Annotated in this window: 20 protein-coding genes and 2 pseudogenes; 4 read left to right on the plus strand and 18 right to left on the minus strand. The window is 38.6% G+C overall.

Annotated features, from left to right (window positions below):
- Positions 1 to 158: 158 nt before the first annotated feature.
- From cysK to VP97_RS12600, 4 genes are all read right to left on the minus strand, one after another.
- On the minus strand, positions 159 to 1,079 hold the full coding sequence (gene cysK / locus VP97_RS12585) for a cysteine synthase A (RefSeq protein ID WP_050182221.1): 921 nt from the start codon (positions 1,077 to 1,079) through the stop codon (positions 159 to 161).
- A 474-nt stretch (positions 1,080 to 1,553) separates the two neighbouring features.
- Complete coding sequence (locus VP97_RS12590; RefSeq protein ID WP_050182222.1) at positions 1,554 to 1,886, minus strand: four-helix bundle copper-binding protein; 333 nt, start codon at positions 1,884 to 1,886, stop codon at positions 1,554 to 1,556.
- Positions 1,887 to 2,186: 300 nt separating this feature from the next.
- Positions 2,187 to 3,356 (minus strand): FtsW/RodA/SpoVE family cell cycle protein, encoded by a 1,170-nt coding sequence (locus VP97_RS12595; RefSeq protein ID WP_050182241.1) that lies wholly within the window; start codon positions 3,354 to 3,356, stop codon positions 2,187 to 2,189.
- A gap of 72 nt (positions 3,357 to 3,428) precedes the next feature.
- Positions 3,429 to 4,226, minus strand: coding sequence for an ABC transporter permease (locus tag VP97_RS12600; RefSeq protein WP_156153487.1), 798 nt, complete (start codon positions 4,224 to 4,226; stop codon positions 3,429 to 3,431).
- Between the two features lie 260 nt (positions 4,227 to 4,486).
- Here VP97_RS12600 and VP97_RS12605 point away from each other — a divergent pair, with 260 nt between their 5' ends.
- Both VP97_RS12605 and VP97_RS12610 read left to right on the plus strand, forming a co-directional pair.
- Entirely contained in the window at positions 4,487 to 4,738 is a 252-nt protein-coding gene (locus VP97_RS12605; RefSeq protein ID WP_050182224.1) for a FeoA family protein, read from the plus strand.
- A pseudogene (locus VP97_RS12610) lies at positions 4,735 to 4,923 on the plus strand (FeoB small GTPase domain-containing protein); the annotation flags it as partial. The gene VP97_RS12605 and the pseudogene VP97_RS12610, both read left to right, overlap by 4 nt.
- 577 nt (positions 4,924 to 5,500) lie before the next feature.
- Here the strand turns inward: VP97_RS12610 and VP97_RS12615 are convergent.
- Entirely contained in the window at positions 5,501 to 6,121 is a 621-nt protein-coding gene (locus tag VP97_RS12615; protein WP_425388466.1) for a nitrite reductase, read from the minus strand.
- Between the two features lie 232 nt (positions 6,122 to 6,353).
- Here VP97_RS12615 and VP97_RS12620 point away from each other — a divergent pair, with 232 nt between their 5' ends.
- On the plus strand, positions 6,354 to 6,632 hold the full coding sequence (locus VP97_RS12620; protein WP_050182227.1) for a CC/Se motif family (seleno)protein: 279 nt from the start codon (positions 6,354 to 6,356) through the stop codon (positions 6,630 to 6,632).
- Between the two features lie 1,369 nt (positions 6,633 to 8,001).
- On the opposite strand, the gene VP97_RS12630 is transcribed toward VP97_RS12620, so the two are convergent.
- From VP97_RS12630 to sleB, 6 genes and pseudogenes are all read right to left on the minus strand, one after another.
- On the minus strand, positions 8,002 to 8,949 hold the full coding sequence (locus tag VP97_RS12630) for an IS30 family transposase (RefSeq protein ID WP_050182229.1): 948 nt from the start codon (positions 8,947 to 8,949) through the stop codon (positions 8,002 to 8,004).
- Positions 8,950 to 9,069: 120 nt separating this feature from the next.
- A pseudogene (locus VP97_RS24850) lies at positions 9,070 to 9,282 on the minus strand (N-acetylmuramoyl-L-alanine amidase family protein); the annotation flags it as partial.
- A 583-nt stretch (positions 9,283 to 9,865) separates the two neighbouring features.
- The gene (gene sbnA / locus VP97_RS12640; RefSeq protein WP_050182231.1) at positions 9,866 to 10,852 is read right to left on the minus strand and encodes a 2,3-diaminopropionate biosynthesis protein SbnA; all 987 of its coding nucleotides are present in this window, start codon (positions 10,850 to 10,852) and stop codon (positions 9,866 to 9,868) included.
- A 136-nt stretch (positions 10,853 to 10,988) separates the two neighbouring features.
- Positions 10,989 to 12,182 (minus strand): MFS transporter, encoded by a 1,194-nt coding sequence (locus tag VP97_RS12645; protein WP_050182232.1) that lies wholly within the window; start codon positions 12,180 to 12,182, stop codon positions 10,989 to 10,991.
- 473 nt (positions 12,183 to 12,655) lie between these two features.
- Positions 12,656 to 14,089, minus strand: a complete 1,434-nt coding sequence (locus VP97_RS12650) for an N-acetylmuramoyl-L-alanine amidase (protein ID WP_050182233.1) — start codon at positions 14,087 to 14,089, stop codon at positions 12,656 to 12,658.
- 564 nt (positions 14,090 to 14,653) lie between these two features.
- A complete protein-coding gene (sleB, locus tag VP97_RS12655; protein WP_082220345.1) occupies positions 14,654 to 15,421 on the minus strand; it encodes a spore cortex-lytic enzyme in 768 nt (255 codons plus the stop codon).
- Positions 15,422 to 15,721: 300 nt separating this feature from the next.
- Here sleB and VP97_RS12660 point away from each other — a divergent pair, with 300 nt between their 5' ends.
- Entirely contained in the window at positions 15,722 to 16,975 is a 1,254-nt protein-coding gene (locus tag VP97_RS12660; RefSeq protein ID WP_050182235.1) for a hypothetical protein, read from the plus strand.
- Between the two features lie 494 nt (positions 16,976 to 17,469).
- On the opposite strand, the gene VP97_RS12665 is transcribed toward VP97_RS12660, so the two are convergent.
- The 7 genes from VP97_RS12665 to VP97_RS24230 all read right to left on the minus strand — a co-directional run.
- Entirely contained in the window at positions 17,470 to 18,009 is a 540-nt protein-coding gene (locus tag VP97_RS12665) for a redoxin domain-containing protein (protein WP_050182236.1), read from the minus strand.
- Positions 18,002 to 18,574 (minus strand): hypothetical protein, encoded by a 573-nt coding sequence (locus VP97_RS12670; RefSeq protein WP_050182237.1) that lies wholly within the window; start codon positions 18,572 to 18,574, stop codon positions 18,002 to 18,004. Before VP97_RS12670 ends, VP97_RS12665 begins: the two co-directional genes overlap by 8 nt.
- A gap of 436 nt (positions 18,575 to 19,010) precedes the next feature.
- The gene (gene ltaS, locus VP97_RS12675) at positions 19,011 to 20,957 is read right to left on the minus strand and encodes a lipoteichoic acid synthase (RefSeq protein ID WP_050182238.1); all 1,947 of its coding nucleotides are present in this window, start codon (positions 20,955 to 20,957) and stop codon (positions 19,011 to 19,013) included.
- A 339-nt stretch (positions 20,958 to 21,296) separates the two neighbouring features.
- Positions 21,297 to 21,584, minus strand: coding sequence for a hypothetical protein (locus tag VP97_RS12680; protein WP_050182239.1), 288 nt, complete (start codon positions 21,582 to 21,584; stop codon positions 21,297 to 21,299).
- 220 nt (positions 21,585 to 21,804) lie between these two features.
- Positions 21,805 to 22,338 carry a thiol-disulfide oxidoreductase ResA gene (gene resA / locus VP97_RS12685; protein WP_082220344.1) on the minus strand — a complete coding sequence of 178 codons (534 nt, stop codon included), beginning with the start codon at positions 22,336 to 22,338 and terminating at the stop codon, positions 21,805 to 21,807.
- 121 nt (positions 22,339 to 22,459) lie between these two features.
- Positions 22,460 to 24,115 (minus strand): multicopper oxidase family protein, encoded by a 1,656-nt coding sequence (locus VP97_RS12690; RefSeq protein WP_050182240.1) that lies wholly within the window; start codon positions 24,113 to 24,115, stop codon positions 22,460 to 22,462.
- A 191-nt stretch (positions 24,116 to 24,306) separates the two neighbouring features.
- Positions 24,307 to 24,979: nuclease/transposase family protein (locus VP97_RS24230; protein ID WP_483782892.1), on the minus strand; the 673-nt coding region annotated here is incomplete at its 5' end.

The following is a 24,979-nucleotide window of genomic DNA, read 5'->3' on the forward strand; positions in this document are numbered from 1 at the left end:
CTACATCAAGTTCTTTTAAAAGTAAGAGTGTTACCGCTTTCGCAATTATAACACATAAATTTAATAGTATTATCCAGTGATTTTTATAAGGAACAAAAGATCAACTAGATTTCCATATAAAAAAACAGACTGCTCCGTGCAGTCTGTTTGAGATAATTTTAATCAAATTGGTAAAGCGGTGTGCTGAGATAACGTTCACCGTTTGACGGAAGAATTGCCAGAACCTTTTTTCCTTTACCAAGCTTTTCAGCCACTTGAACGGCAGCAGCGATTGCTGCACCTGACGAAATGCCGCCAAGAATCCCTTCTTCACGTGCAACACGACGAGCTGTTTCAAACGCTGTGTCATTATCAATCTGAATGACTTCATCATAAACTTCTGTATCAAGGATCGCTGGAACAAAGCCTGCACCGATCCCTTGAATTTTATGAGGACCCGGCTTACCACCTGAAAGGACCGGTGAATCTTTTGGCTCAACCGCAAAAATTTGCGCATTTGGCCATTTTTCCTTGATCACCTGGCCTGCACCCGTGATTGTACCTCCAGTTCCAATACCAGATACGAATGCATCAAGCTCATCGAACTGCTCAACGATTTCTTTACCTGTTGTGCGGCGGTGAATTTCAGGATTTGCTTCATTTTCAAACTGCTGTGGCATGAAATAGCCGTTTGCTTCCGCAAGCTCTTTCGCTTTACGGATCGCACCACCCATTCCCTCGGATCCTGGTGTCAAAACTAGCTCCGCACCATATGCGCGAAGAAGGTTGCGACGCTCTATGCTCATTGTTTCTGGCATAACAAGAATCGCTTTATAGCCTTTAGCAGCTGCAATCATCGCAAGTCCAATACCAGTATTTCCACTTGTCGGCTCAATTAATGTACCACCTGGCTGTAAATTGCCTTTTTCTTCAGCTGCTTCAATCATGGCAAGTGCGATTCGATCTTTTACACTGCTGCCCGGATTCATATATTCAAGTTTTACATATACTTCTGCACTGTTTTCATTTACTGCATTGTTTAATCTTACAATGGGTGTTTTACCCACTAAATCCGCTACTGAGTTTGCTACATGTACCATTAGTTTACTTACCTCCATTTAGATGATGAGTGTTTTCATCTTCGAATTATACTGGTTACATACTGAATTTGGTTTAGGCGATAAAATGATCTTTCAACTGATCTCTGCAGCCTCCTTTAAAACTAGTGTCATTCCTCTATGGTTATGTTAAATAAAAAATGTGTAGAAATTATGATGAAACTATATATGAATTAAAAAAGCAGTATTCTTCTATTAGGAAGAATACTGCTTTTAAATTACTGTTAATTAACAGTAACCGCCTGTGTCAACCAATATAAACTTAGCGCCTTTGAAGATTAATGCTTGACTAAAGATGTCTAACCTTCAATACATGCCTGTATCCTTCTGGCAGGTTACACGAGGATACTTGTACCTGAGGTAATTAAAAACAAGGCACTTGATTATCTGGAATAAATATCCATGTCTCCATCTGTTTTTAATGCATATCTCCTGTAACTCCAGCATGTATTTTTCTTAGCTAGCCATCTCCCGACATTTATCCGCACATTTCCTACACGCCTCAGCACATCTTCTGCAATGCTCATGGTGGCTGGCATGTTTTTCACATTCAGCGGCACAAGCCTCACAAATAGTCGCGCACAATTGGCAGATCTGAGAGACAAATCGGCTGCCGCTCGCCATAGCAGATGCCGCAAAGCTACACACGTCCGCGCATTCACGGGTTAACCGGATGCATTCCGCAAGCATTTTCACATCGTCTTCCTTTAAACAAGCATCATAACAGTGATTGCACTCCGTCATACAAGCAAGGCATTCCTCAATACACTCTTTAAACTTCTCATGCATGTTTACATTCCTCCTAAAAATTTTCGAATTACAGTTGTAGCGTTCCCATATTCCAAATCACTAAACACCGAAAAAAATCTTTGTATGTATAAAGTGATTATTTAGTAAACAAAGCTCCCTCGCCGTCAAAATCCCATGAAAATTAAAATCAGCTGAAAAATAAATGTAAATGTTTATAAATAGCGATCCATCCTAAAAATTCCTTACTTAGACCATTTCCATCTATGCTCTGCTGAAAATTAAAAAATTCTTTAAACTCCGCTCTATCGGGAGCTAGCGGGTATGCGTGTATAGTGATCTTTAGTTATTCTCTGAGGAAAACATGTAATGACGTTCATTGAAAGTGATAGAGAATATAAGCGCAAGAGCAAACATATTCCCCATTAATGAACTGCCCCCGTAACTGAGAAATGGAAGCGGAATACCAGTAATAGGTAAAAGCCCAATCGTCATACCAATGTTTTGGAATACATGAAAGGTAATCATAGAAACGATTCCAGCGCCCATATAAGAGTAATAGGGAATCCTAGTTTTTACAGTAAGTTTGGTAATATGATAAACGAGGATGAAAAATAAGCTGATAACAATTGAACCACCAATAAATCCATATTCTTCCCCAATAACACTAAAAATAAAATCGGTATGGCTTTCTGGTAAATAAACTTGCCTATAGCCGGATCCTTTCCCTGTCGTTTGGCCAGATCCAATAGCAAGGAGAGACCTAGTCAACTGAAACCCTTCGGAACTTGCATAACTATAAGGATCGAGCCAGGAGTAGATACGGCCAAATTGATACTGTTTGACGCCAAGATATTTTTCGAGAAAGGCAGGGTTCCAGAGTACAAGATAAAAAATGAACCCTGCTAAGGCACCGGCACCTCCGAACAGCGGCAGTAAAATTCGCCATGTTATACCAGATACAAAAATCATTCCAAGTAAGATGGAAATTAGAACAAGCGAAGTACCCAGGTCAGGCTGCTGCATAATTAAAAGGAGCGGCACCGCAGTAGCAGTACCCAGTTTTAACAGCAGGAAAAAATCGCTCTGAACGGTCTTAATCGTGTATTTTACATGATGATTCACAAGGATGCGTGACAGTGTCAAGATCAGAAAAACTTTAATAAATTCTGATGGTTGAATTTGTCCAATGCCAGGAAACCGAAACCAGCTTTTTGCCCCATTTATCACGGGAGCGATTGATGGCGGAGCGATAACGAGAAATGCTAGAAGAATGATTCCGAATCCATATAAGTACCAGGCCATGCTGTGTAATTGACTGGAATCAAAGCGGATCACAAGGGTAATAATTCCGACACCGACCAAATACCAAACAACCTGACGAATGACAAAGTTTGTTTGATATTGACCTGTAGATTGGGCACTATAAATGACCACACAGCTAACAATAAACATCATCATCAAAATTAATATCAATCCGTAATCTATCCGTGGTTGTTGTTGAGAATTCATCATTTTTCCTCTCTTAACAATTAATATTTCATATTATTTTCTGAAAAAAAATCTTGGATCAGGTCTTCCAGATTAATGATGAAATAATTTTGTTGTTTTACTTTCTATAACTTGGATTTGAAAATCATTTAAATTTGCCATTTCTTTTTTTACCTTTTGTACAATTTGATCGGTCTGGGCCTTCTGCTTCACCCAAATGTACAATTCATAACTCGGGCTTTCTTTTTCTCTTACAAGCAATTTTTCTGCAGTTGTAAATGGCATGACCATCACATTCTTATTTCTTGAGACAGGAGACACAATCCCTACTACACTGACTTTATCTTTGCCAAGCCGAAAGGATTTAGGGTGGTACGCTAGGCTTCCAAGAATCATTTTCCCTTCTTCGGTTTTATAATTTTTTGCAAAGGTCTCATTGACCATCATGACCAACTCCCCATCATCTTTCCTAGAAAGCAGCCGGCCTTCGATACTTTTCGGAACAACAGAAACTTCCTCGTGGATGAACAAAAAGTCTTTATCAACATCGATCCCCAATATTTCTCCGTAATCATTCTTCGCCGTCAAATATTGGTAAACCTCTTTTACCCCATTCATTCTTTTAATCTTGTGATATAGAGCCTGATAAAATTCTTGTTCAATTGAGTTGAATGAAATACGAACCATTATACGTTCTTGGGAAGTAGAAATTCCTGTTTTGTTAAATTGGCTTGAACGAAGAGTTGTTGTCATTCCATGATCTGTAAGCTTGATCTTCTCATTATGGTCAACTGGCTTTAGGGTATGAGCCTCCATAAGAATAGCGGACACACCTAGAACGATAAAAATCACAATAGATGACAGCAAGATGAGTTTTTTTCTTCTATTCATTCTTAATAATGCCTTTCCATCTTAATTTTTAAAGTTTATTGGAGTATCACATAATATCTTGAAGAATCTGTGTAGATTGAGACATTATCTTGAAAAATATTTCTGTTCATACATGATCATGAATTCTGAGGTTTTGAACGAAGGTTTACTGAATTAATTGATTGACAATTTAGAGCGAAGGCGCATAATATAATTTCAAAAAATTGCCTTAGTGCAAAAATATAGATAATAACCAACACATTAGCAGGAGGCTAAAGTTTATGTATAAAGTAAAAACACAACAAAACCTGTATCAAGCCAAGACCGGAGAAGAGTTCTTCATAAAGAAAGTGGAAATCAAAGGAGAACTAAAGAGACGCTTACTGGGTTTGGGATTTGTTCCCGGGTCAACCGTTGAGATCTTAAAGAAAAGTCTTTTAGGGGACCCGATATCATACATGGTAGCAGGTACATTCATCGCTTTAAGAAAAGAAGAAAGAAGACTCATTTTTGGAAAGGTGATCGATCTGTGAAGTATTTTACTGTGGCACTTGCAGGAAATCCAAACACAGGGAAAAGCACATTATTTAATGCATTAACAGGCCTTAAGCAGCATACCGGAAACTGGTCTGGAAAAACGGTGAATCTCGCGTCCGGCTATCATCACCATAAAACCGAAACATTTAAAATCATAGATCTTCCCGGCACATATTCCTTATTGTGAACCTCTCCATCAAAATCTTTGATTCGGGTGGAGAGGTTCACACCAGGCGTAAGCTGATAGCCGTAGAGCAATTTCTGCCTGTATATTCATACTCCTGTCCTAATCATCAGTGCACTACAATGCAGCCGCCTTTTTTGTTTCGAATGCAACATTTAAAAGCGTTACAAAAATTGAAAAAGCAGCTGTCTCTTTCCCAAGAGGACAGCTGCTTTTCCGTGATACATGTGTAAAAAAATATATCACAAAAGGATGGCGAAACCTTTGTAAGAGAATTATACGATGGACAAGGAAAGCTTATACTCATTTATTTAAAATAGAAATGGATAAACCAGTTTCACTATTGTGTTGTGTAAATTCTGACCGGGTTATCGTAGGCACCTTGCTTTATTAGTCATAAAAAGAATATTGTATCGGTTTCTAACATACATTCTTCATTGTTGAGCTTGCATAGCGATTATAATCCAAATGAAAAAGTGTATGTCTAAAAAGAAAATGAAACAAAAAATAGATAATGATATCGAATAATCGAAATAAAAAAGCCGAAAAGGTAGATGCCGTTGCCTTTTGACTTTTAAATCGCAAGTTGTTCCAAAATAAGATTTTTATCTACTCTTTTTATAAACTTATAGAACTGCTCTCTTTTTTTTCCATTTTCAGAATACAGATCAATTATTTGCTCGACTGCATTATATAGCTGATCCGGTGTAAGATTTTCAAGTAACAGAAATCCTACCTCAGCATCTTTCCCTTTCGCCTTTCCACCTATATAAAGATTGTAATGATCTTTCATTTTCATTACACCAATATCGCTTAGCATTGGCTCTCCACACCCTACCGGACACCCTGTATACGCAACTTTTAATGTAAAAGGTACTGGTTTTCCTGCTATCCGGTTGTTTAATTCTTTTGCTACAGGCATTCCTTCCTGTTCTTCTCCCTTACAGAAGTTACAGGTTCTTAAACTTTTCACGTAATTTCCGACAGGGTAACAAACTAATCCGACACGTTTAAATTCTTCGATAATTTCTTCCTCTTTATCTTTTGGTATTTCTACGTACAATTGCTGAAATGTCGTTACCTCTATACTCTCTTCATCATCCATGTATTTAGCAATGGTACGCAACTGCGCAGCATTTAGTCTTGACCCAAAATCAATACCACCGTTAACAGCCATTTTTATTTTTTCATTCATAATAAAATCCCTTCAATCATATTTTTAAAGATGAATTACAACATATAGGTTACCCCTCTATAGTATACAAAATAACTAGACAAGGAACAAATATCAAAAATTTAAGAATAAAAAACTAGTTATCTTATGATTCTAATTATTTAGAATCCCCATATTTGTTTGACATTTCAATATATTCTTTTTATATTGAGAGTAGCTACTCGAAAATTGTAAAACATTTGGGAGTGAGGATATGCATTTTGAACTTGATCAAAAAGCAAAAAGCTGGCTTGAATCCAAAGGAAAACATCTTACAGTTAATACTGTTGAGGTAAAAGGGTGTTGTATAGCAGGAGTACAAGATCTAATGACTATTCCTAAAAAACCAAAGGATTTGCACCGCTATAACGAGTTTACAGTAGAAAATCTCTCTATATATGTTCAAAAAAATATTAAAGTAAAGGATAAGATCTCCCTTAAAGTGGCAGGGGTTGGATTTTTCAAAGGTATTTCGGCAAAATTAACTAATTAATAAATACATCCCTTTTATAAACAGATGATAGTTCATAATATTCTGGCGACAGGCCAAGAGCTAGCCATCAGACTGTAGCAAAGTGGTTCTCAACTCCTCCTGTTTGAGAGCCACTTTGTCTATAGTCTAAAACTTCAATTCTTAAATTGTACCTTAGAACACATTTAATGCTGAATAAAAACATACTTTCTTCTTGACTTAATGAAAAGGAAATATAGAAAACTATACCTTCAATGTTTTATTTTCCAAACCAAGATAGGTTTTTGCAATCCAGATCCATCCAGCAATGAATAATACAATAGACATTACTGTGAAGGGATGAAAGAAAAAATCAGGAATATGTACTGTGCTGATCCCGAAAATAATGATACCGGTAAAAAGATAAGAATAACTCAACAAGAAACGAATAAAAAAATTTGAAAATCTCATTAGAAAACACCTCTTTGCATGTATAACCACCTTAATTTTACCGAGACTTGTTGCTTGTGAATAGGTCTTTATTTTCTATGTTTTCGACAATTATATGGCGTTTGTGCAGTTAATGCATAAATACAATCCAAGCCTGCACAATAAGGAGGTTTTGGTTTTATACGTCAACTAATTTAAAACTAGAGTATTAGTTCTGCAAATAACTAAATGGAGATTGTATTGGAATGTTACATAGTTTTGGAATGGGCCTCCTCCGTCTATCATCTGCTTATATGCGTTAATTCTTGCCTGATTAGTTTATCGGTGTTTAATGTAACAAATCCCTTGAAAACTGAGATGGTACTTAAATAACCCAACTGGGCATATATTGGTTAACCAATGGCAACTTTGTTTTATCTTCTTTTAATGGGCACTGTCTAAAAAGCAGCTATAACACCAAATAGCTGCTTTTTCACTTTTCCAATACTAATACTTATCGTAAATAAGCTTTCATATTGATTAACCCTACCCTCCCATATACCTTACCTAATTAAGTGGCCACTGAACTGATCTGCCCCTCAATTCTTAAACGGGATTGACACTCTTAAAGTCAAAACAAAGGGGCGTCCGTCCATGAAAAAAGACAAGAAGAAAAAACAGGCTGAAGAAGGATCACAGGAAACGCTGCTCGCTGAAATCGAGCGCCTGCGTATGGAGACTTTTTTGGACTGTTGAAAAAGGGATGCTTTATCTCAAGAGTTTCAGAGCATGAATGATTCCATTGAGGGGTTAGAAGGCTACATGACGCATTATAACCAGAAACGAATCAAGAAAAAAGTAAAGTAAAGGGCATGACTCCGGTTCAATATCGGATTCATGCTCTAGAAGCTGCCTGGGATTCGTGTCTAACTTTTTGGGTTCAGATCAGATCCAGCTTTCTTTTTTTATATTAGATCATTTGTCAAATTAAGCGCAACACTTCGTCGATAAACGCTTCGTATGGCGTACGCCATCCCAGGCACTTGCGCGGCCGGTTGTTCAGCAGCTGAAGAGCCCGGCCCAGCTCGTCATCCGTCACTTTGTTGAAATCGGTGCCTTTTGGAAAGAACTCACGAAACAAGCCGTTGGTATTTTCATTGCTTCCACGCTGCCAGGGGGAATACGGGTCCGCAAAATAAAAGATAATCCCTGTATCTTTTTCCAGCACTAAATAACAGCTGAATTCTTTTCCGCGATCTGTGGTTGCCGTCTTGAAGACCTCATTTGGCATACGGCTGTACAAAGTCCGGATGGCCCATTCCATCGAATCTGCCGATCTATCTGTCATCTTGACCGCTACATACCAGCGGGTTTTGCGCTCGACAAAGGTGGCGACACAGCCCTTGCTTTTCCCGCGTCCAGACACAACCGTATCCAGTTCCCAGTGGCCAAAAGACTGACGCTTTTTAACTTCAGCCGGGCGTTCGGCAATCGGTGTGCCGATATTAAATCGGCCTCTTGTTTCCTGGGGCTTCTGGCGTTTTCCTTTGTGGCGGAGAACCGCAGCCTTTCGGCTGAGCCGTCCAGTGTATAGCCATCTGTAAATCGTTTTGAAGCAGACTGCCCCCTTAAACAGCCGGTTGGCGATCTGTTCTGGCGACCAGGTGGCATCCAGTTTTTCTTCAATCATTTCAGCTACAGTGGAAGACCACTTTCCACGGCAGCCGCAATTTTTGCGCCGCTGTTCATACCGGTGCTGTGCAGCCTCGGGCTTATACAGCCCGTTAGAGGAACTGTTCCGTGTAAGCTCACGTGAGACGGTAGAAACCGACCGGCCAATTCTTCTAGCAATGTCCCGGAGGGAACAGCCGGATTCCTTTAATGTTTCTATGCGTGCGCGCTCAAATGTGCTAAGATGTTGGTAGCTCATGACAGCCCTCCGTGAATGTTTGTGTAGGAACTTACATTTTACACGAAGCTGCCATGGGCTTTTTTTATTTTCTAGGTGTTGCACTTAATATTACAATCCGTCATTAACTAATAATTGTTTTTATTTTGCTACACTAAAAAGCGACTCTACCTCATAGCCTTTCGCTTTATAGTAGTCTAAAATACCAAGATAGATGGCTTTGGCTGCTACGGTCTGCCAGTAGTCTGACTTCAGTTTATCATTGTCGCTTTTATACGTAATGAAGCCGAGTTCTGCCAGCGCAGCCGGCATATTATTTTCGCGGAGAACACCATAATTTCCTGACTTCACCCCGCGGTCCCTTAAGTTTCAGGCAGCTATCATTCTCGTTTGAATTTTTGTCGCCAGCAATTTGCTGTCTGACACATATGGGTTTGTGCCAGCCGAATAATAAAATGTTTCTGTACCAGTAGCGCTCGCGCTCGCCCCATTTGCATGGATAATGACTATTCCGAATGAAGCAGTTTTTTAACGAGAATGGAAGCAGCCACAATGTTGACGACTAGCACAACCAGCCTTACCCATAAGAGGGCCCAGGCTTCCCTGGCAAACCGCTTTTTCCTCTGCACCTATTCGTGGATCTGGCAAAGATATCAAAAAGATTGCATGGTTTGACGGTATATCGTTTTATTTTCACAGCAATTACATCCTCTCTTTGGGTTATTCACTTATCGTTGCAACGGCTATTGCCCGTGAAGGCCCAAGTAATTATCGCTTCTAATTTCCTTGCATTCATACACGGTTCTTTGTATTACCACTGTTTATTTAGATGAAAAACTAAGCAGCATATGAACAAAATTCGTTCATATGCTGCTTCTATATTGCTGTTATAAATTTTTATCTATATGAGGATTTTTAAATTCTATATGCACGTGCTTTACTGCATCGCCTTTACTTTATTTAGCCATTGGTCATCATAGACCAGGTCTAAATAACGCTCACCACGGTCCGGAAAAATAGTAACAATATTTGTATCTTCTGAAAGAGTAGGAATTAGCTTTTTTATGGCGCTTATAACAGATCCGGAAGATCCCCCAGCAAAAATTCCTTCTTTTTGCAATACCTCTCTGCAGGCCATTGCTGAATCATAATCATTCACATGGATGACCTGGTCAATTTCATCTTTATTTAACAATTCAGGAACACGACTAGCTCCAATTCCAGGTAATTCTCTTGGTGCAGAGGGGGAGTCAAAGATAATAGATCCTACTGCGTCTACTGCTATTACCATTAGGTTTGGATAAGCTTCGCGTAGCCTTCTGCTTATTCCCATAATACTTCCTGAAGTACTAACAGGGGCAATTAAGATATCAAGAGGTTTCCCACCCAGCTGTTCAACAATCTCATTCCCGGTTCCGTAATAGTGTGACTTCCAATTGTTCTCGTTTGCATATTGATTAATCCAATATGCATTAGGTGTAGTTGCTAGGAGTTCATGTACTCTTTTAATCCTTGTCTGCAGGTAGCCTCCACTTTCATCCCGTTCCTCTACCATACTTATGTTCGCTCCCATAGACTCAATTATCTTAAGATTTGTTTTAGAAATCTTAGGGTCAACAACACAAGTAAATTGGAGATTATGAAATTTTGATAGGAGAGCTAGCGCTATTCCCAGGTTACCGGAAGAGCTCTCTATAAGATGTGTTTCGTTGTTTATTTTCCCTTCTTCAAATCCTTTTTTGATTAGAAATTCAGCCGGTCTGTCCTTCATGCTTCCACCAGGGTTCATCAGCTCTAATTTAGCATATACATTAATATTGGATGCTGGAAACAAATTATTCAGGTGGAATAATGGTGTATTTCCGATACAATTCTGAATAGATTTTGTTATGTCTGAGTTAAGTGTTTGGCCTACATTTGTCATGGTAAGTTTCCTCCCTTTTCTAATAAGCAATACTTCAAACAGATAGATCTAGAGTAAAGAATCTTATGCCAAAATTTTCGTTCCCATTTTTGGAGGACGATCAGGCTGACATTAATCACGTATACATTTCAAATCTTTATTCATTTGCAGAAATGTTTTGCGGTGTAATTTTCTTCGGGTTTATTTGTTTTAATCTCACAATTCCTATTATAGGAAGAGCGCAGATTAAGCTTAGAAGCAGCCAAAACCATTCAGGTTTTAGCCAGTCATACAAAACACCTCCTAACAGGTTGCCTAATGACCCTCCTATACCTGCAGCCAAATTAGAAAAGCCGAAATATCCAGCTAATGATTCCTTGGGGGCAATATCCGCAATATAATTTTGAAAAAAAGGAAGAAGCAACATAGAGCCAAATGAAATACTAATGAGCGCTATGATCAGCGTTATTATGTGTTCCGAATATCCTAATATCATTAAAGAAAAGCCGATAAGTATGTAAGGCAAAGCAAAAATAGAGCTCATACTACGGTCTTTAAACCAATGTAAAACTGGCATTTGGAGCAAAATAACATTGATTGTAACAAGAGAGAAAATCCAGCTTGAAGATCCAGTCAACCTTTCTGAGATAACAGGAAACGTTAAATATAACTGTTGGTAAATGAAGTGGAATGGCATTAAGCTAAAAACCAACAGTATAAAACTCTTATTCCGCATAATGTTTACTGTGTCTTGTATCCAGGAAGAATGCCGTTTTAACAATGGTGGGTTCGGAAGAAATAAAACGATACACCCAATAACCCAGAATAGCGCACCGGAAATGAGACACAGGAAAAGAAAGTCTTCCGGTTTAAAGAATAGGCCAGCTAAAGGACCCATCACAGTTCCGGCATTCTCAACAATATTCATCATAGAAAAGGCCTGTTTATGATTTTCGGCAGGTGTAAGCATGGTTAGCGTTGCTTTTAGTGCAGGGCTAAACATTGCACCACCCAGACCGCTTAGAATGGCCGCGATAACAATTAGGAAAGGCTGATCTGTCAAACCCAAACCTGCAAAACCTACCCCACGGCAAGCAAATCCCGCTATTGCTAGCTGCTTATAACCAAAACGATCAGCTAAAAATCCGCCAAATACCATTAAGCCCTGCTGACTAATGATTCTAACCGAAAGGACAATACCGACAAAAGCCAATGAAAATCCTAGATGGTTAACAAAATATGTTGATATGAAAGGGACAAACATAAAAAAAGTAAAAAAAGCTACGAACTGAATAAGGATAATCAGCCATGTTCCTGTCCCTAAATTAGAAAAGATATTTTTTTTAAACAACGCATCCTCCCCTTCTTTTTTAAAGGTAACTAATCTTTCTTCACCCTGTACATTACCGATTAATTTTGTGTTTTCTGCGCAGGTCTGGTTAATTTTGTGTAAAGTAATTTCTATTGTTGTAAAAAGTATTTCGAAAACTTTAATAAGTCATAGTAAATATCTATTTTTATACAACTTTGCATAGAGTTGTTGCGAAATTAACATATTAAAAACAAAGATGATATATTTCATCTTCTCCTTGTTATAAAAAAGGAAAGCAATTGAGCTTTATTTACGCGATAGTAAACCAAATTAATATTTATCAAAATAATGGGCTTATTTGTTGTTGTCCTAGAGTGCCGACTTCCCTGTCCCTCGCAACCCTCCCGTCAAATTTGTAGATAACGCAAAAAAGGCAGCCTCAAGGCTGCCTCTCGATTTCTTTTTAACATTTTAAAGAGATATATTTAGCATGCAAATGGTCTTTCTCTCTATTAACTTGCTACTTTGTAAAGTGTCTCAACGTTAAATCCTTTGGCTTTATAGTAGTCTAAAATACCAAGATAGATGGCTTTGGCTGCTACGGTCTGCCAGTAGTCTGACTTCAGTTTATCATTATCGCTTTTATTCGTAATGAAGCCGAGTTCTGCCAGCGTAGCCGGCATATTATTTTCGCGGAGAACACCATAATTTCCTGACTTCACCCCGCGGTCCCTTAAGTTCCAGGCAGCTATCATTCTCGTTTGAATTTTGGTTGCCAGCAATTTGCTGTCTGACACATATGGGTTTGTGCCAGCCGAATAATAGAATGTTTCTGTGCCAGTCGCGCTCGCGCTCGCCGCATTTGCATGAATACTGACAAACACATTCCCTTTATTTTTTATAGCAAAATCAGGACGCGCATTTATAGAAACAAATGTATCTGAAGAGCGGGTCATTTTTACGTTGAAAGGTGTCTTCTTCAGCAAGTTGTTTACTTTCAGGCTAGTAGAAAGCACAACATCTTTTTCCCTCAGCCCAAATCCAACTGAACCGGGATCTTTGCCACCATGCCCTGGATCAAGGATTATTGTTTGTCCGGAGAGACGCGAATCTGCTCTAGCAGGTGGCGCGGAAATGTTGCCACCGTCTCCTGTTGCCGAGTTACGCAAATAATAAGTACTGACAAAACCAACTGTGCTACCTGTTTTAATATATGTCCAGCCCCCAACTGAATGAGCACCTAACACTTTTACGTTTTTTGCAATCTTTCCTTTAGAAACAAAGGATGTCGAAGGACCTGTACGAATGTTTAAATTTTCAACGTCTGTCCAGAATGTTTTTGAAAAGCTTGTGGATTGTTTGGTACGAAATGCCGGATTAATTGCACGCGCCAAGAAGACAGCAAAATCTGCACGTTTGATAGTTAAATTCATACCAAATGTGCCCCCGCCTGTTCCACTCGCAACACCACGATCCATCAACGCTTTTGCAGCTCCAGAGGTTGTACCCCCGTACGAGTAACCAAATGCATTCGCAATCATAATGGCCATCTCCCCGCGCGTAACGTCCTTATTCGGATAAAAACGGCCTGTACTTACCCCAGATAAAGAGTTAGTAATATTTTTTTTATCCACACTAGATTGTATAAAACCGGAAGCATAGTTACCCGTTCCAACATCTGAGAATACTGTTTTCCTTTGTGCACCGTTTAGTTGAAGAGCGCGGCCAATTAGGGTAACAGCCTCAGCCCTTGTTATGGCTTGATGAGGATTAAAAGACGTTTTAGATGACCCCTTTGCAATTTCTCCATCGGCTAAATAATTTACCTCATCTGCTGCGCGGCTTGGTACATCTGTAAAACTTGCTGCCTGCGCGGGAAGATTGATGCCTAATTGTAAAATGGTTAGTAAAAAAACCAGAATAAAAACAGTAATACCTCTCTTCATATTTTTGCCTCTTTCCTTATTTGTCTGGGATGTTTTTTGATATTTATTTCTTTTATTCTCTTTTATTTATTTCGGTTGAAGGTAACCCTTTAGGAGTACTAATGGAGGAATGTAACAACAATGTAACCTTTGTTACATTAATGAAATAAAGGAGTTTTGTCTAATGCCTAAAATTTTTCTAAATTTTATTCTTCACTAAAAAAGATCAACCAGTAATTTCCGGCTGACCTTGCATCACAGTATACTATTATAAAAAAACTACGTCTAAGTTTTGGATTTAACATAGCCATTTTTTCGTTAGCTGATTAGCAAGGCTGTCAACTGTTTCTTAAAATCCTTGCCAACCCTTTCCCATACTGCCTCAAAGGTTTTCATCCCCCGTCTAAAGCAGATAATGTAATCCCATCAAAGTGAGTATTGTCTTACCTTGCTGCTCGTAGAACGCAGATATATTTAGGATCTCTAGTTAATAACCCGATTAATCATCCAGCAAGGGGCCCAGTAACTTATATAGGAAACTGTATGTTTAAAAAGGGCTCATTTGGGATGACAACTGCTGTTTTCCTATTCAGCAAAAATGTGCTTTCCGATTTGTTTAATTTGGGGCCTAGACCATATCCATCTACTTGTTGCAGTATCGGGATTAAAATAATATAATGCTTCACCAGTCGGATCCCAGCCATTTATCGCATCAAGCACCGCTTTTTTAGCTGTTTCATCTGGTGTTAACCAGATTTGTCCATCTGCGACCGCTGTAAAAGCGAGCGGTTCAAAAATAACACCAGCTACAGTGTTTGGAAAGCTTTCGCTTTGTATTCGATTTAATATAACGGCTGCAACAGCAACTTGCCCTTCATAAGGCTCACCTCGGGCTTCTCCATAAACTGCTTGAGCCATGAGCTGAATGTCATTCTGGGAAAAACCGGGCGGTGTGTTTACTGATTGAGCTGTAGTTCTAGCACCTCCATAGTATGTGAAAGATCGACCTTTTCTAATTTGGTTTTTCACATATGCTTCATCATACTTTGAGGCTTTTTTAAGTTTTTCCTTCGTACTGGCACCAGCAAGACCGTCCACTTCTAAGCCAAAGGATTTTTGGAAATTACGAAGCGCCCAATATGTGGACCATCCGAATACGCCATCTATTTGGCCACGGTAATAACCTGTATATTGAAGCCGGGCTTGTAGTTCAATCACGTCATCCCCCTCTGCACCCCGTTGAATAACTTGTGGTGAAAATGCTCCTGTGTTCTGTGTTGTGACTCGCAACCCAAATACAAATAAAGCCCCTACTGTCATACAAATAATTATATATTTCTTCCACTTCTTCATCTTCCTCATACTGTCCACCTTTTTATACGCATTTTAATACTATGTTGGTAACAGTTCCCTTGCTTTATACACAAAAATTAGAATTAGGCGAGACAAAAAAGAACCTTTATAATTTGCATCAACAAGAAACGCCGATTACTCGGTGACTCTAAGACATTTCCTCTTCATTCTGCACAGAAACTGGACGTTTTTTTTATTTCTGTTTTAAAAAAAGTACTGGTTGTTTTTGTTAAGATAAAGGAGTAATCAATTTTATATTTATAGAAATTTTCAAAACCTGATTGGGGGGCAACTTTAGTAATGGAACAGCTCATTAAAGATTTTAAAGGAGATTCTGAGTCCGTCTATCATACATGGTTCTTAAACAATGATGAAAGACTAAAAGTTTTCCGTACAATAAGAAAAAGTTTAGTAAGAGTCATTATGGAAATCGAGAATGAAACATTTGGAAATGATTTTAAGGGATCAAGTTTAGAAACAGTTATCACGGCTATTTCTGAGCAGAAACAAGTCTTTGAAGGTGCAGCCCACGCTTTCTTTTGGAAGCCTAAACTTCGAATCCCAGATATTTATGAAAACGAGGACAATAAGAAATCGTTTGGGCGTTTTTTAAAAGCATGTCTGCAAGCAACAAACGAAAAGCAGGTGTTATCTGAAATTCACATATTAGATGGGTTAAAAATCAAGGGGCTAGGACCGGCAGTTGCGAACATTCTTTATTTTCTACATCCTACGTTATTTCCACCGTTTAACACGGCAATATTAAATGGGTTTAATTCGCTGTTTAATCAAAAGAAAAAATTAGGTTCTTGGGAAGCCTACTTGGAAATACGTGAAATAATGATTGATTATAATAACCGTCACCGTTCTTTACTCTCTAAAGATTTAGGTGCAATCGCCGGGCTTTTGTTTGAAATTGGAAGTAAGCGTTTAGTGGTTGAAGGGAATGCCCTAGAAGTAATTAAAGTGGAAGAAGAAAAAAGAGATAAAGCAAGAAGAAAAAGACATAAACAGGTTCAAGACGATGAGCATGAGGAAAATGCCCATTCAGAAATGCAGTATCACCTTGCACGGTTGGGCAAAGCATTAGGATATAATGTCTGGATAGCAAGAAACGATCATAAAAAATCATGGGATGGAATAAAGCTTGGAGAACTTTCCTTGAAAGAGCTACGTTTGCCACTTATAACGCCTGCTGTTTTTGACACAATATCACTTATTGATGTTCTTTGGTTAGATAACAATAATAATATTGTCAGTGGTTTTGAGGTAGAAAAAAGCACTTCTATTTATTCGGGTATACTTCGATTAAATGATTTAGCTCTTTCCATAAACAAAGGACAAAATTTCTTTTATTTAGTAGCTCCAGAGAAAAGAGAGAAGGAAATTAAAGCCCAATTGTTGCGGCCATCATTTAAATCACTAGATTCTTTTTCGTATATATTATTTAAAGATTTAAGGTGCGATTGTGACGCTATGTGTAAATTTGGAAATGATGTGTCCGTACTTCAAAGAATTTCGAAAGACGTATTAGTACTGAATATAAATGATTAATTAATTTATTTCCGTATTGATTTTTTAGAAAAGTCAAAAAGGACCAAACTGAATTGTACCTCAATTGTTAGACACGCTAACAACTGAAGATGCAGCTCAACCTGGTCCTTTTTATCATCTATTATTAGATCAACACACCTTTAGCATAATAAAATCCAATATTAATTTTCAACATCTTTTACTGGAGATTACTGCTTCCTGTTAGTTCTCAGAGCAGCTTTAAAATTTCAGACTGATTTTTCGCTTGGATTTTGGCACGATACATCGCCGTGTCTGCATTTTTTATGAGCGTTTTGACTGTATCCCCATCTTCGAGGAAATAACCGAGTAATGCCTGTACAGTTGGGGAGATGTATATGAATATGCCGTTGGCCGAAATAGATGAGATAATTTTTTCGAATTTCTCAGAAATTCCGCGACAAACTTTAACAAGACCTAAAACTAAAAAAAGCTGCCGATTTTGCCGACAGCCTGGTTCCCTCTTAATAAACAGCTCACTTTAGTAAGTTAATCATCATGGATTTATCCATTGGACCAACAATTTTTTGGTGAACGATGCCTTCTTCGTTTAATACGTATGTCGTTGGAATCGTATATACTTGATATGTTTCCGTTATCGTTCCATCCTCGTCCATTAAAATTGGGAACGTTAAACCATACTCCTCAGCAAATTCACTGACTGTTGTGCTACTTTCTTCTATATTAACTGCAAGAATTTCGACGTTTTCCGGTTCTCCGTCATAAAAAGACTGCATATGCGGCATTTCCGCTTTACATGGAGGACACCACGTTGCCCAGAAATTTAAAAACACTTTTTTCCCTTCGTAGTCAGACAACTTCACTTCTTTACCTTCCATCGTTTTCACGGTGAAATCAGGTGCTTTTTCTCCTTTTGCAATACCTGTTACATCATCTTTAACGACCGCCCCTGTGTTTACGCTTGCTGTAATTTCTTTCCGATCGTTGAAAAAATTGAACCCAGCAACTCCGATCAAGAGTGCCAGCAATAAAACGCCAAACCATTTTTTACTCATATTTTTTCCTCCAAATAATGAGATAAGCCGTAACAATTATATACACAAGCGACTCCGTTCCAAAAAGAAGACCTTCTGCTGATAAAAAGAGCAGTTGCCAGAAAAGCAGCAATACGAGTGCACGTTCGAGACCTTCTTTGGCTACAAAGAAAAAGAGGATGCTTCCTGCTGCTTGCACAATAACCCAGATTGCCCACGTACTTGTAAGGGCAGACAAAGCAAGGGGATAAAGGGCAACGATTGCAGCCCACGCTCTTGCCGTTTCAAGAGACGACATTTTTTTCACATAGGTATATAAAAGTGCGGCGGCCAATCCAAGCCAGAATCCGTATATGCCTCCATTAAAATAGACAATCGACATCGGTGCCTGCAAGACAAGTTGAAATTGAAAAAGAATGATGCTCAATTTCCAGACAATCACGAATAAAAAAGCAGCATTGCTGAACTGGTCCGCAAATGATTTTCCGTACTGGATCCGTGCATACAGCCAGGCACCAAACAAGGCAATAACGATTGCTGGATGTTGAACCGGAAGCGTCAAATTAGCAATTTGAATAAACTCCATATCGTCTCCTTTTATTAAGTGTTATCATATGCATATTTGTGATTGTTTATAAAAAAAGGCCACCGACTTTGTCGACAGCCTTAATCACAGCATTAGGTTTACGATAAATTTGTCTCTTTAATTAATCAGCTCAGAAGCCATCAATACTCTCCGTATATGCACCTTAAAAAGAAACTTCTAAGGCCGCGGGTTTTTCATCATTTTATAGGTGTCTAATCTTTAATAGCTTTGTTTGACCAACTCATTTTTTTCTTTCAAAAAACGACCATAAGACAAACCCTATAATTAAACCTAAAAAAAAAGTACAATGTATGGCATAGCCACAATTATCCCCCCGATCAATATGCGTCCTCAGTAAAACCACACTCCATTTAGGATTAAAAGTAAAAAGTAACTAACTTTAGATAAATCATCAAGAGTATTGTTCTACATGTTTTTATGGTTTGTTATATCGCTTCTCTTGCGAGTAATCTAATGTTGACCGCTCTACTCGCTGAAATCCTTTTAGCTCATAGAAACGGAGTAGATCACCGTAAACGACTTTATTTGAAAAATCTAGCTGATTCTTCACAAAATCACTGTAGTACTTATTTTCAATCTCTTCCGTTATTCTTTCTCCTGTCAAACTGCTGTATAATCGGCCATCGATAAAAGCTTGGTCTGGCGTGACAAAGTCGCCGTTTATAAAAGGCACAATTTGACGGCGCTCAGTAGATAATAAATCAGAACCAAATTCAATGTACTCTGAGTTATCAATACCTAACAAGCGAAGTACGGTTGGGCGAACGTCTACTTGACCACCGTACGTTGACTTTATACCGCCTTGTATTTTTTCGCCAGGAACATGAATAAACAGTGGAACTTTCTGTAACTGTTGTTGCTCATAGGGTGTAATTTTTTTCCCCAATACCTTTTCCATAGCTGGTTTACGGTTTTCGGAATTACCATAATGATCACCGTACATGACAATCATCGTATTGTCATATAATCCCGATGCCTTCAAGTCATTAAAGAATTGTTCAAGTGATTCGTCAAGATAACGAGCTGTTTGAAAGTAGCGATCCACAGTTTTGTCACCTGTTGTAGCAGGTTCAATGGTTTGGTCTTCTTTATCCAGCGGATAAGGAAAGTGATTTGACAATGTAATAAGTTTTGCATAAAACGGCTGTGGCATGTCTTTTAAATAAGGAATAGACTCTTTAAAAAAGGGCTTGTCCTCTAAACCATAGTTAAGTGTATTTTCTTCCGTCATATTGTAATATGCGGAATCATAGAACATATCGTAACCAAGTGCTTTATACATATTTTCACGATTCCAAAACGTTTTAGAATTACCATGCAAAGCTGCCGTATAGTTAAATCCATTATTTTTTAGAATTTCCGGAAGACCTTGATACGTATTTGTTGCTTTGACTGTAAATGCAGACCCTTTTGGCAGGGGGAACATAGAGTTTTCCATAAGAAACTCTGCGTCTGACGTTTTACCTTGCCCTGTTTGGTGAAAGAAATTATTAAAGTATAGTGTATTTTTGTCACGTGTTAATGAATTTAAAAACGGGGTTACTTCTTGTCCATTCAATTTATAGTTAATAATAAAATTTTGAAGTGATTCCATTGAAATATAAATCACATTCATACCTTCTGCCGCCCCGAGGTATTTCTCATTAGGCTTTACATAAGATGTTTCTAAATAATTTCTTACCTCTGTAATATCATTGCTGTCTGCTGCTACGCGTTGAGATGCTGACATTGAGCTCTGAATAATATCGTAAATAGTAAAATTGTGAACACCCAAATATTTCACAAGATAGTTCCGGTCAAAGGTACGCGTCAATAATTGCGGGCGATCTGATTCAGCAAGAGCCAGGTTTCCTGTAAAGATTAAAATCGCAGCTGACAGTCCTGCAATAAATGCTCTGCGCGGCAGCTCCATTTGGGGTCTAACGATTTTCAACCATATCAATGCTATTAAAACTATTACATCTAAAAAATAAAGGATGTCAAATGGCTTTATTAGTGCCAAGGCACTTCCGCCTAACTGGCCAAAGTTTTGTGTTTGCAATAATACGGGCATAGTAACGAAATCGTTGAAAAAACGATAGTATACAACGTTTCCATATAAGACGAGAGATAAAATAAACATTATAACAATATAGACGAAATTTCTGTTTTTCCCCTTGGCTAATAAAGCAAAGGACAGAAAGAAAACAGTAGAGCTAACAGGATTAATAAATAGCAGGAATTGTTGTAGACCATTCTCAATACCTAATGAGAACTCTATTTGATAAACTGTATATGTTTTTATCCAAAAGGCTATAACAATTAACGAAAATAAGATGAACGGTCTGTTGAGCAGGTTCTTGTTATCTATAATTGATTTCATATTATTCCCTCCTTTTCTCAAGGCCTTAAATATTATTGAGACGTGTTAAAACGAAAAGCAGTAAGAAAATCATCGTTTTAACATTATAAAACCTTTTGATTATAAGGCTGAGCGATGAGTACAGATATTTTTCTCGCAAGAAAAAGACAGAATAAATGATGCCATGATAAATAGATATCTCATGTACCTTTCTTCACGCTGCTTAAATAGAAAATGAAAAGCAGTCAAAATTTCGCGAAAAATATAAGCTGTTTTTCATTTTATTGAGTACATAAAAGCAAACCCAGTCAAACATGTATTTCCTTTAAATACGAGCAAGAATACTGTCTAATCACTGGCCTATTTGTATTTGTTTTTCTCTTCCTTCTCTTCTTCAACTAGATAATCAAAAACTTCTTTAATGGCTTCTTTGTAAGATAGCAATTCCGCAAAGTATTCTGCACTAACAATAACCCCCTTATGGTTTAGGTTATTTTCGTTTTGAATTAGAAAAGCTTCTTCTGATGTGCCGTCAGAAAAGTAATCGAGTATTTCAACAAGCCTTGCTTGGTCCGTAACGTTTGTCACCTCACGCCCCAGATGGTCTAAAATGCTAGAATCGACAACATTTTTCGGTCCACTCAACATTTTTCAACACCCTCCTTCCATTTGATTTCTGTCGTGAACGACTTGGGGTCTCAAAATTTCACTTTTAACTCTGCATTGGGATCTATTCGTTTCTGTACTTCCAAGAGAAGGAGTTCGACTTCTTCGCCCACTACACTTCCCCTGACATTCTTCAGCTTTCATTCCAAGGATACTTTTGGGTTTAACTGACTTGGTTTAGTTTATTTCAACTTTTGTGGTTTTATGGTTTTACCGATTCAAATAATTCTCTAATCTGATCTTCCTCAACCAGTCCGCCAACAACAATTTTTTCTACTTTACCATCTGGGTTAATCATATAGGTTGTAGGCAATGGATTAACTCCATAAGCTTTTTGAACTTCCTTGCCGGAATCAATAGCAACTGGGAAGGTAAGTTTGTATTGTTCCACAAATGTCCTTACCTGGAAATCCGACTCTCCTACATTTACTGCCAAAATCTCAACGCCTTTTTCTTTGTATTCTTGCGACATTTTTTCCATGTATGGCATTTCTTCTTTACATGGTTCACACCAGGTGCCCCAGAAATTGAGAAATACCCCTTTTCCTTTATAATCTGATAATCGCTGCTCCTCACCTGACAAATCTGTTAAAAGAAAATCGGGTGCCTTGTCATTTTCTTGTATGATACCGCGGCTTTCTTTGGTCAAATTAACGTAAAGCGTATAGCCAACTGTCGCCGCTAAAACAGCTAAAATGATAGTGCGCATAATATTTCTTTTCTTCTTTTTACCCAAAGGTCCAGCCTCCTTTTAGCACTCAAAAAATTAAAGGGCTGCCGGAAATATGCCCCGACAACTTAAATAATGAGGCTAAAATCAGCCTCATTATTTTTCAATTTCCTTTTAAACCATAGCCTTACTCTGGCTGGTTGTTTGCATTAGGATCTGGTGTAAACTTAGGCTTAAATCCCTCATAATTAACCTGTGTAACCATCCCTGCTGAAGCATGGTGCAAATCATGGCAATGGAACATCCAGTTACCAGGATTGTCCGCTTTAAAAGCGACTACATACTCTTCACCCGGTTTCAAGTTAATAGTGTCTTTCATAAGAGGTGACCCTTCAACCGGCTTCCCATTTTTGCTTAAAACTTGGAAGAAGTGGCCATGCAAATGCATGGGGTGGTCATCTTCTTTTGAGTTATTAACTAATTTGACTTTCACTAGGTCTCCTTCTTTTACCTTTAGACTCTCAGTGTCCGGAAATGTTTTATCATTAATCGTATACTCCAGGGTTCCATCTGCCGTTCTCGTATTCAAGTCCATTGTATAGGTTAAGTCGTACGATTGATCTAATGTAAATTCCGCGGCTTCTTTTTCACCGTAAGAAGTTAAGTCCAATACCGGGAGCTCTTCCCGGTTGTTTGATTTATCAGTTGATTCTCCTGAGAACCCTTCATATTGGATAAGTGTTCTCATGCCATCTGTGCCTTCCATTTCACCATGACTTTCTAAGAACCATTCACCTGGGTTATCCGCAGTAAATTCAATATCATATCTCTCGCCTGGGGCAATGGATATTAACTGATCTTTTACTTCTTGTGGGTTGGCGATTTCCTGTCCATCTGAACTAATGATTTTGAAATCGTGACCATGGAGGTGAATGTTATGGGAGATGAATCCAGCATTCACTAAGCGCAGGCGGACTTTCTCGCCTTCTTTTACTGTTAACTTATTAATACTTTCTCCGCTTTTACCATTAATCGTGTAGATATCATACATGCTCATATCATGCGCCATCTCTTCAGATTCTGAATTATTTGACTCTGTAGCCTCACTTGCTTGATCCGCATTTTCCGACTCTGAACCTGATTCCATGTCCATAGTGCTGTGGTCCATACCTTCCATGCTTTCAGAGCTGTCTGATTCCGTATTCATTGTTTCTTCCATATCCATCGAATCCAGGTCACTCATCCACTCATCTAAAACCAAAGCATAATCACGGTCATATTCTTTTTGGTCTTTTCCTTCTACAATAAACGAACCATATAACCCTTTGTCTACCTGAGTTGCTCCTTCTTGGTGAGAATGGTACCAGTAAGTTCCGGGTACATCTGCTGTAAATTTATAAGTAAAGCTTTTGCCAGGCTGTACTGCATTCTGGGTCACTCCTGGTATACCATCCATTTCATTTGGAACAGGGAGACCATGCCAATGAATCGTGACAGGATCTTTCAATTCGTTTTTTAAAGTAATTTTTACTTTTTCTCCTTCCTGGACACTAATTTCTGGGCCAGGCACAGATCCATTAAACGTCCATGCTGTGACACTTTTATTATCTGTTAATTGATGTGTTCGTTCTTGAGCAGTTAACGTAAACTCATTGTCCGCTATGGTTTCCGTTGCAGCTGTAGCTTGTAACCCTTTTGTTTCCTCTTTCTTTTGCTCTGTCTCTGTCTCTGTCTCTTCTCCTCCCATATCCATATTGCTATCATCCATGCCGGCCATGCTGCAGGCGCTTAATATTAGAGCAAAAAAGGACACAAGAAAGAATAAACTGAATTTTGATTTCATTTTCTGCACCTCCACGTATTGTCGTTTACTATAATAACGATTAATTATGGAGAATTAATGAAGTTATCTTGGAAAAGATAATAATTTTAAAGGTTGTTTTCGTACTTTTCTTAGCCTAGTGAACCTCTCCACCTAAATCAAAGATTTTGATGGAGCATCCCTTATCTTGAATACAGTACAGCATCAGCGGATTAAGCTTCCTCCGGAAGCCCGAGTGCATGATGGAGACTAATGAACGAAGACAAGGTCTGGGGTGTCCTTATTGCCAGCTCAGGAACTTTTGCCTGAAGAGACAACCATTTCGTTTCCAACATGGATTTTTGAAAAGCCCGAATGAAATAACGGGCGTCGATATTATAAGAAGCGGATAAATCCGCGTGACAGACTTTGCCTGTTGAAAACGTGGCAAGGTCTTTTTTCGGGTTTCGTTCCACTTTTCCAGAGCCGTCGAACGCCAGGATGCTGGTGTTTCGCGGATTGATCCGGGATATGCGCATGCCCAGGTAATGTGCCATTTCTTCCACTTTGTTCTGGATGCCTGTTTTTCGCCATCCGTGAAGCTTGAAACGAAGTTTCCTGGCTCCATAGAACCCCTTTGGGGTTTTCATTCTACCCAGATATTCGAATACGATAACGTCACAGCCATGCTTTGACGCAAATTTGATAATTTCATCGCTTGTGTGGCGGACAATATGCTGCTGGTACCCATTGATCTGCCGCCAAAAATGAGGCGCCTGAATACGGCCGCTTATCCGCTGGGCTTTCCGCAATTTGTTTGTTAACGTCTGCAGACGGTCTTTTTCTTTAGGCTGGTTAATAAATGTCCGGCCTAAGACAGTGCCTCTTGCATCGATAACCGAACAA

It is taken from the genome of Domibacillus robiginosus (assembly GCF_000966195.1).
In the GTDB taxonomy this organism is placed as follows: domain Bacteria; phylum Bacillota; class Bacilli; order Bacillales; family Domibacillaceae; genus Domibacillus; species Domibacillus robiginosus.

Coding starts and splice junctions, on each gene's coding strand:
- sleB (WP_082220345.1), bottom strand. CDS start 15,421: ATGAAGAAGTGGAAGAAATATATAATTATTTGTATGACAGTAGGGGCT.
- VP97_RS12690 (WP_050182240.1), bottom strand. CDS start 24,115: ATGAAATCAAAATTCAGTTTATTCTTTCTTGTGTCCTTTTTTGCTCTA.
- VP97_RS12680 (WP_050182239.1), bottom strand. CDS start 21,584: ATGTTGAGTGGACCGAAAAATGTTGTCGATTCTAGCATTTTAGACCAT.
- VP97_RS12595 (WP_050182241.1), bottom strand. CDS start 3,356: ATGAATTCTCAACAACAACCACGGATAGATTACGGATTGATATTAATT.
- ltaS (WP_050182238.1), bottom strand. CDS start 20,957: ATGAAATCAATTATAGATAACAAGAACCTGCTCAACAGACCGTTCATC.
- VP97_RS12650 (WP_050182233.1), bottom strand. CDS start 14,089: ATGAAGAGAGGTATTACTGTTTTTATTCTGGTTTTTTTACTAACCATT.
- VP97_RS12620 (WP_050182227.1), top strand. CDS start 6,354: ATGCATTTTGAACTTGATCAAAAAGCAAAAAGCTGGCTTGAATCCAAA.
- VP97_RS12615 (WP_425388466.1), bottom strand. CDS start 6,121: ATGAATGAAAAAATAAAAATGGCTGTTAACGGTGGTATTGATTTTGGG.
- VP97_RS12670 (WP_050182237.1), bottom strand. CDS start 18,574: ATGGAGTTTATTCAAATTGCTAATTTGACGCTTCCGGTTCAACATCCA.
- VP97_RS12630 (WP_050182229.1), bottom strand. CDS start 8,949: ATGAGCTACCAACATCTTAGCACATTTGAGCGCGCACGCATAGAAACA.
- cysK (WP_050182221.1), bottom strand. CDS start 1,079: ATGGTACATGTAGCAAACTCAGTAGCGGATTTAGTGGGTAAAACACCC.
- VP97_RS12665 (WP_050182236.1), bottom strand. CDS start 18,009: ATGAGTAAAAAATGGTTTGGCGTTTTATTGCTGGCACTCTTGATCGGA.
- VP97_RS12605 (WP_050182224.1), top strand. CDS start 4,487: ATGTATAAAGTAAAAACACAACAAAACCTGTATCAAGCCAAGACCGGA.
- sbnA (WP_050182231.1), bottom strand. CDS start 10,852: ATGACAAATGTAGGCCAAACACTTAACTCAGACATAACAAAATCTATT.
- VP97_RS12600 (WP_156153487.1), bottom strand. CDS start 4,226: ATGAATAGAAGAAAAAAACTCATCTTGCTGTCATCTATTGTGATTTTT.
- VP97_RS12590 (WP_050182222.1), bottom strand. CDS start 1,886: ATGCATGAGAAGTTTAAAGAGTGTATTGAGGAATGCCTTGCTTGTATG.
- VP97_RS12660 (WP_050182235.1), top strand. CDS start 15,722: ATGGAACAGCTCATTAAAGATTTTAAAGGAGATTCTGAGTCCGTCTAT.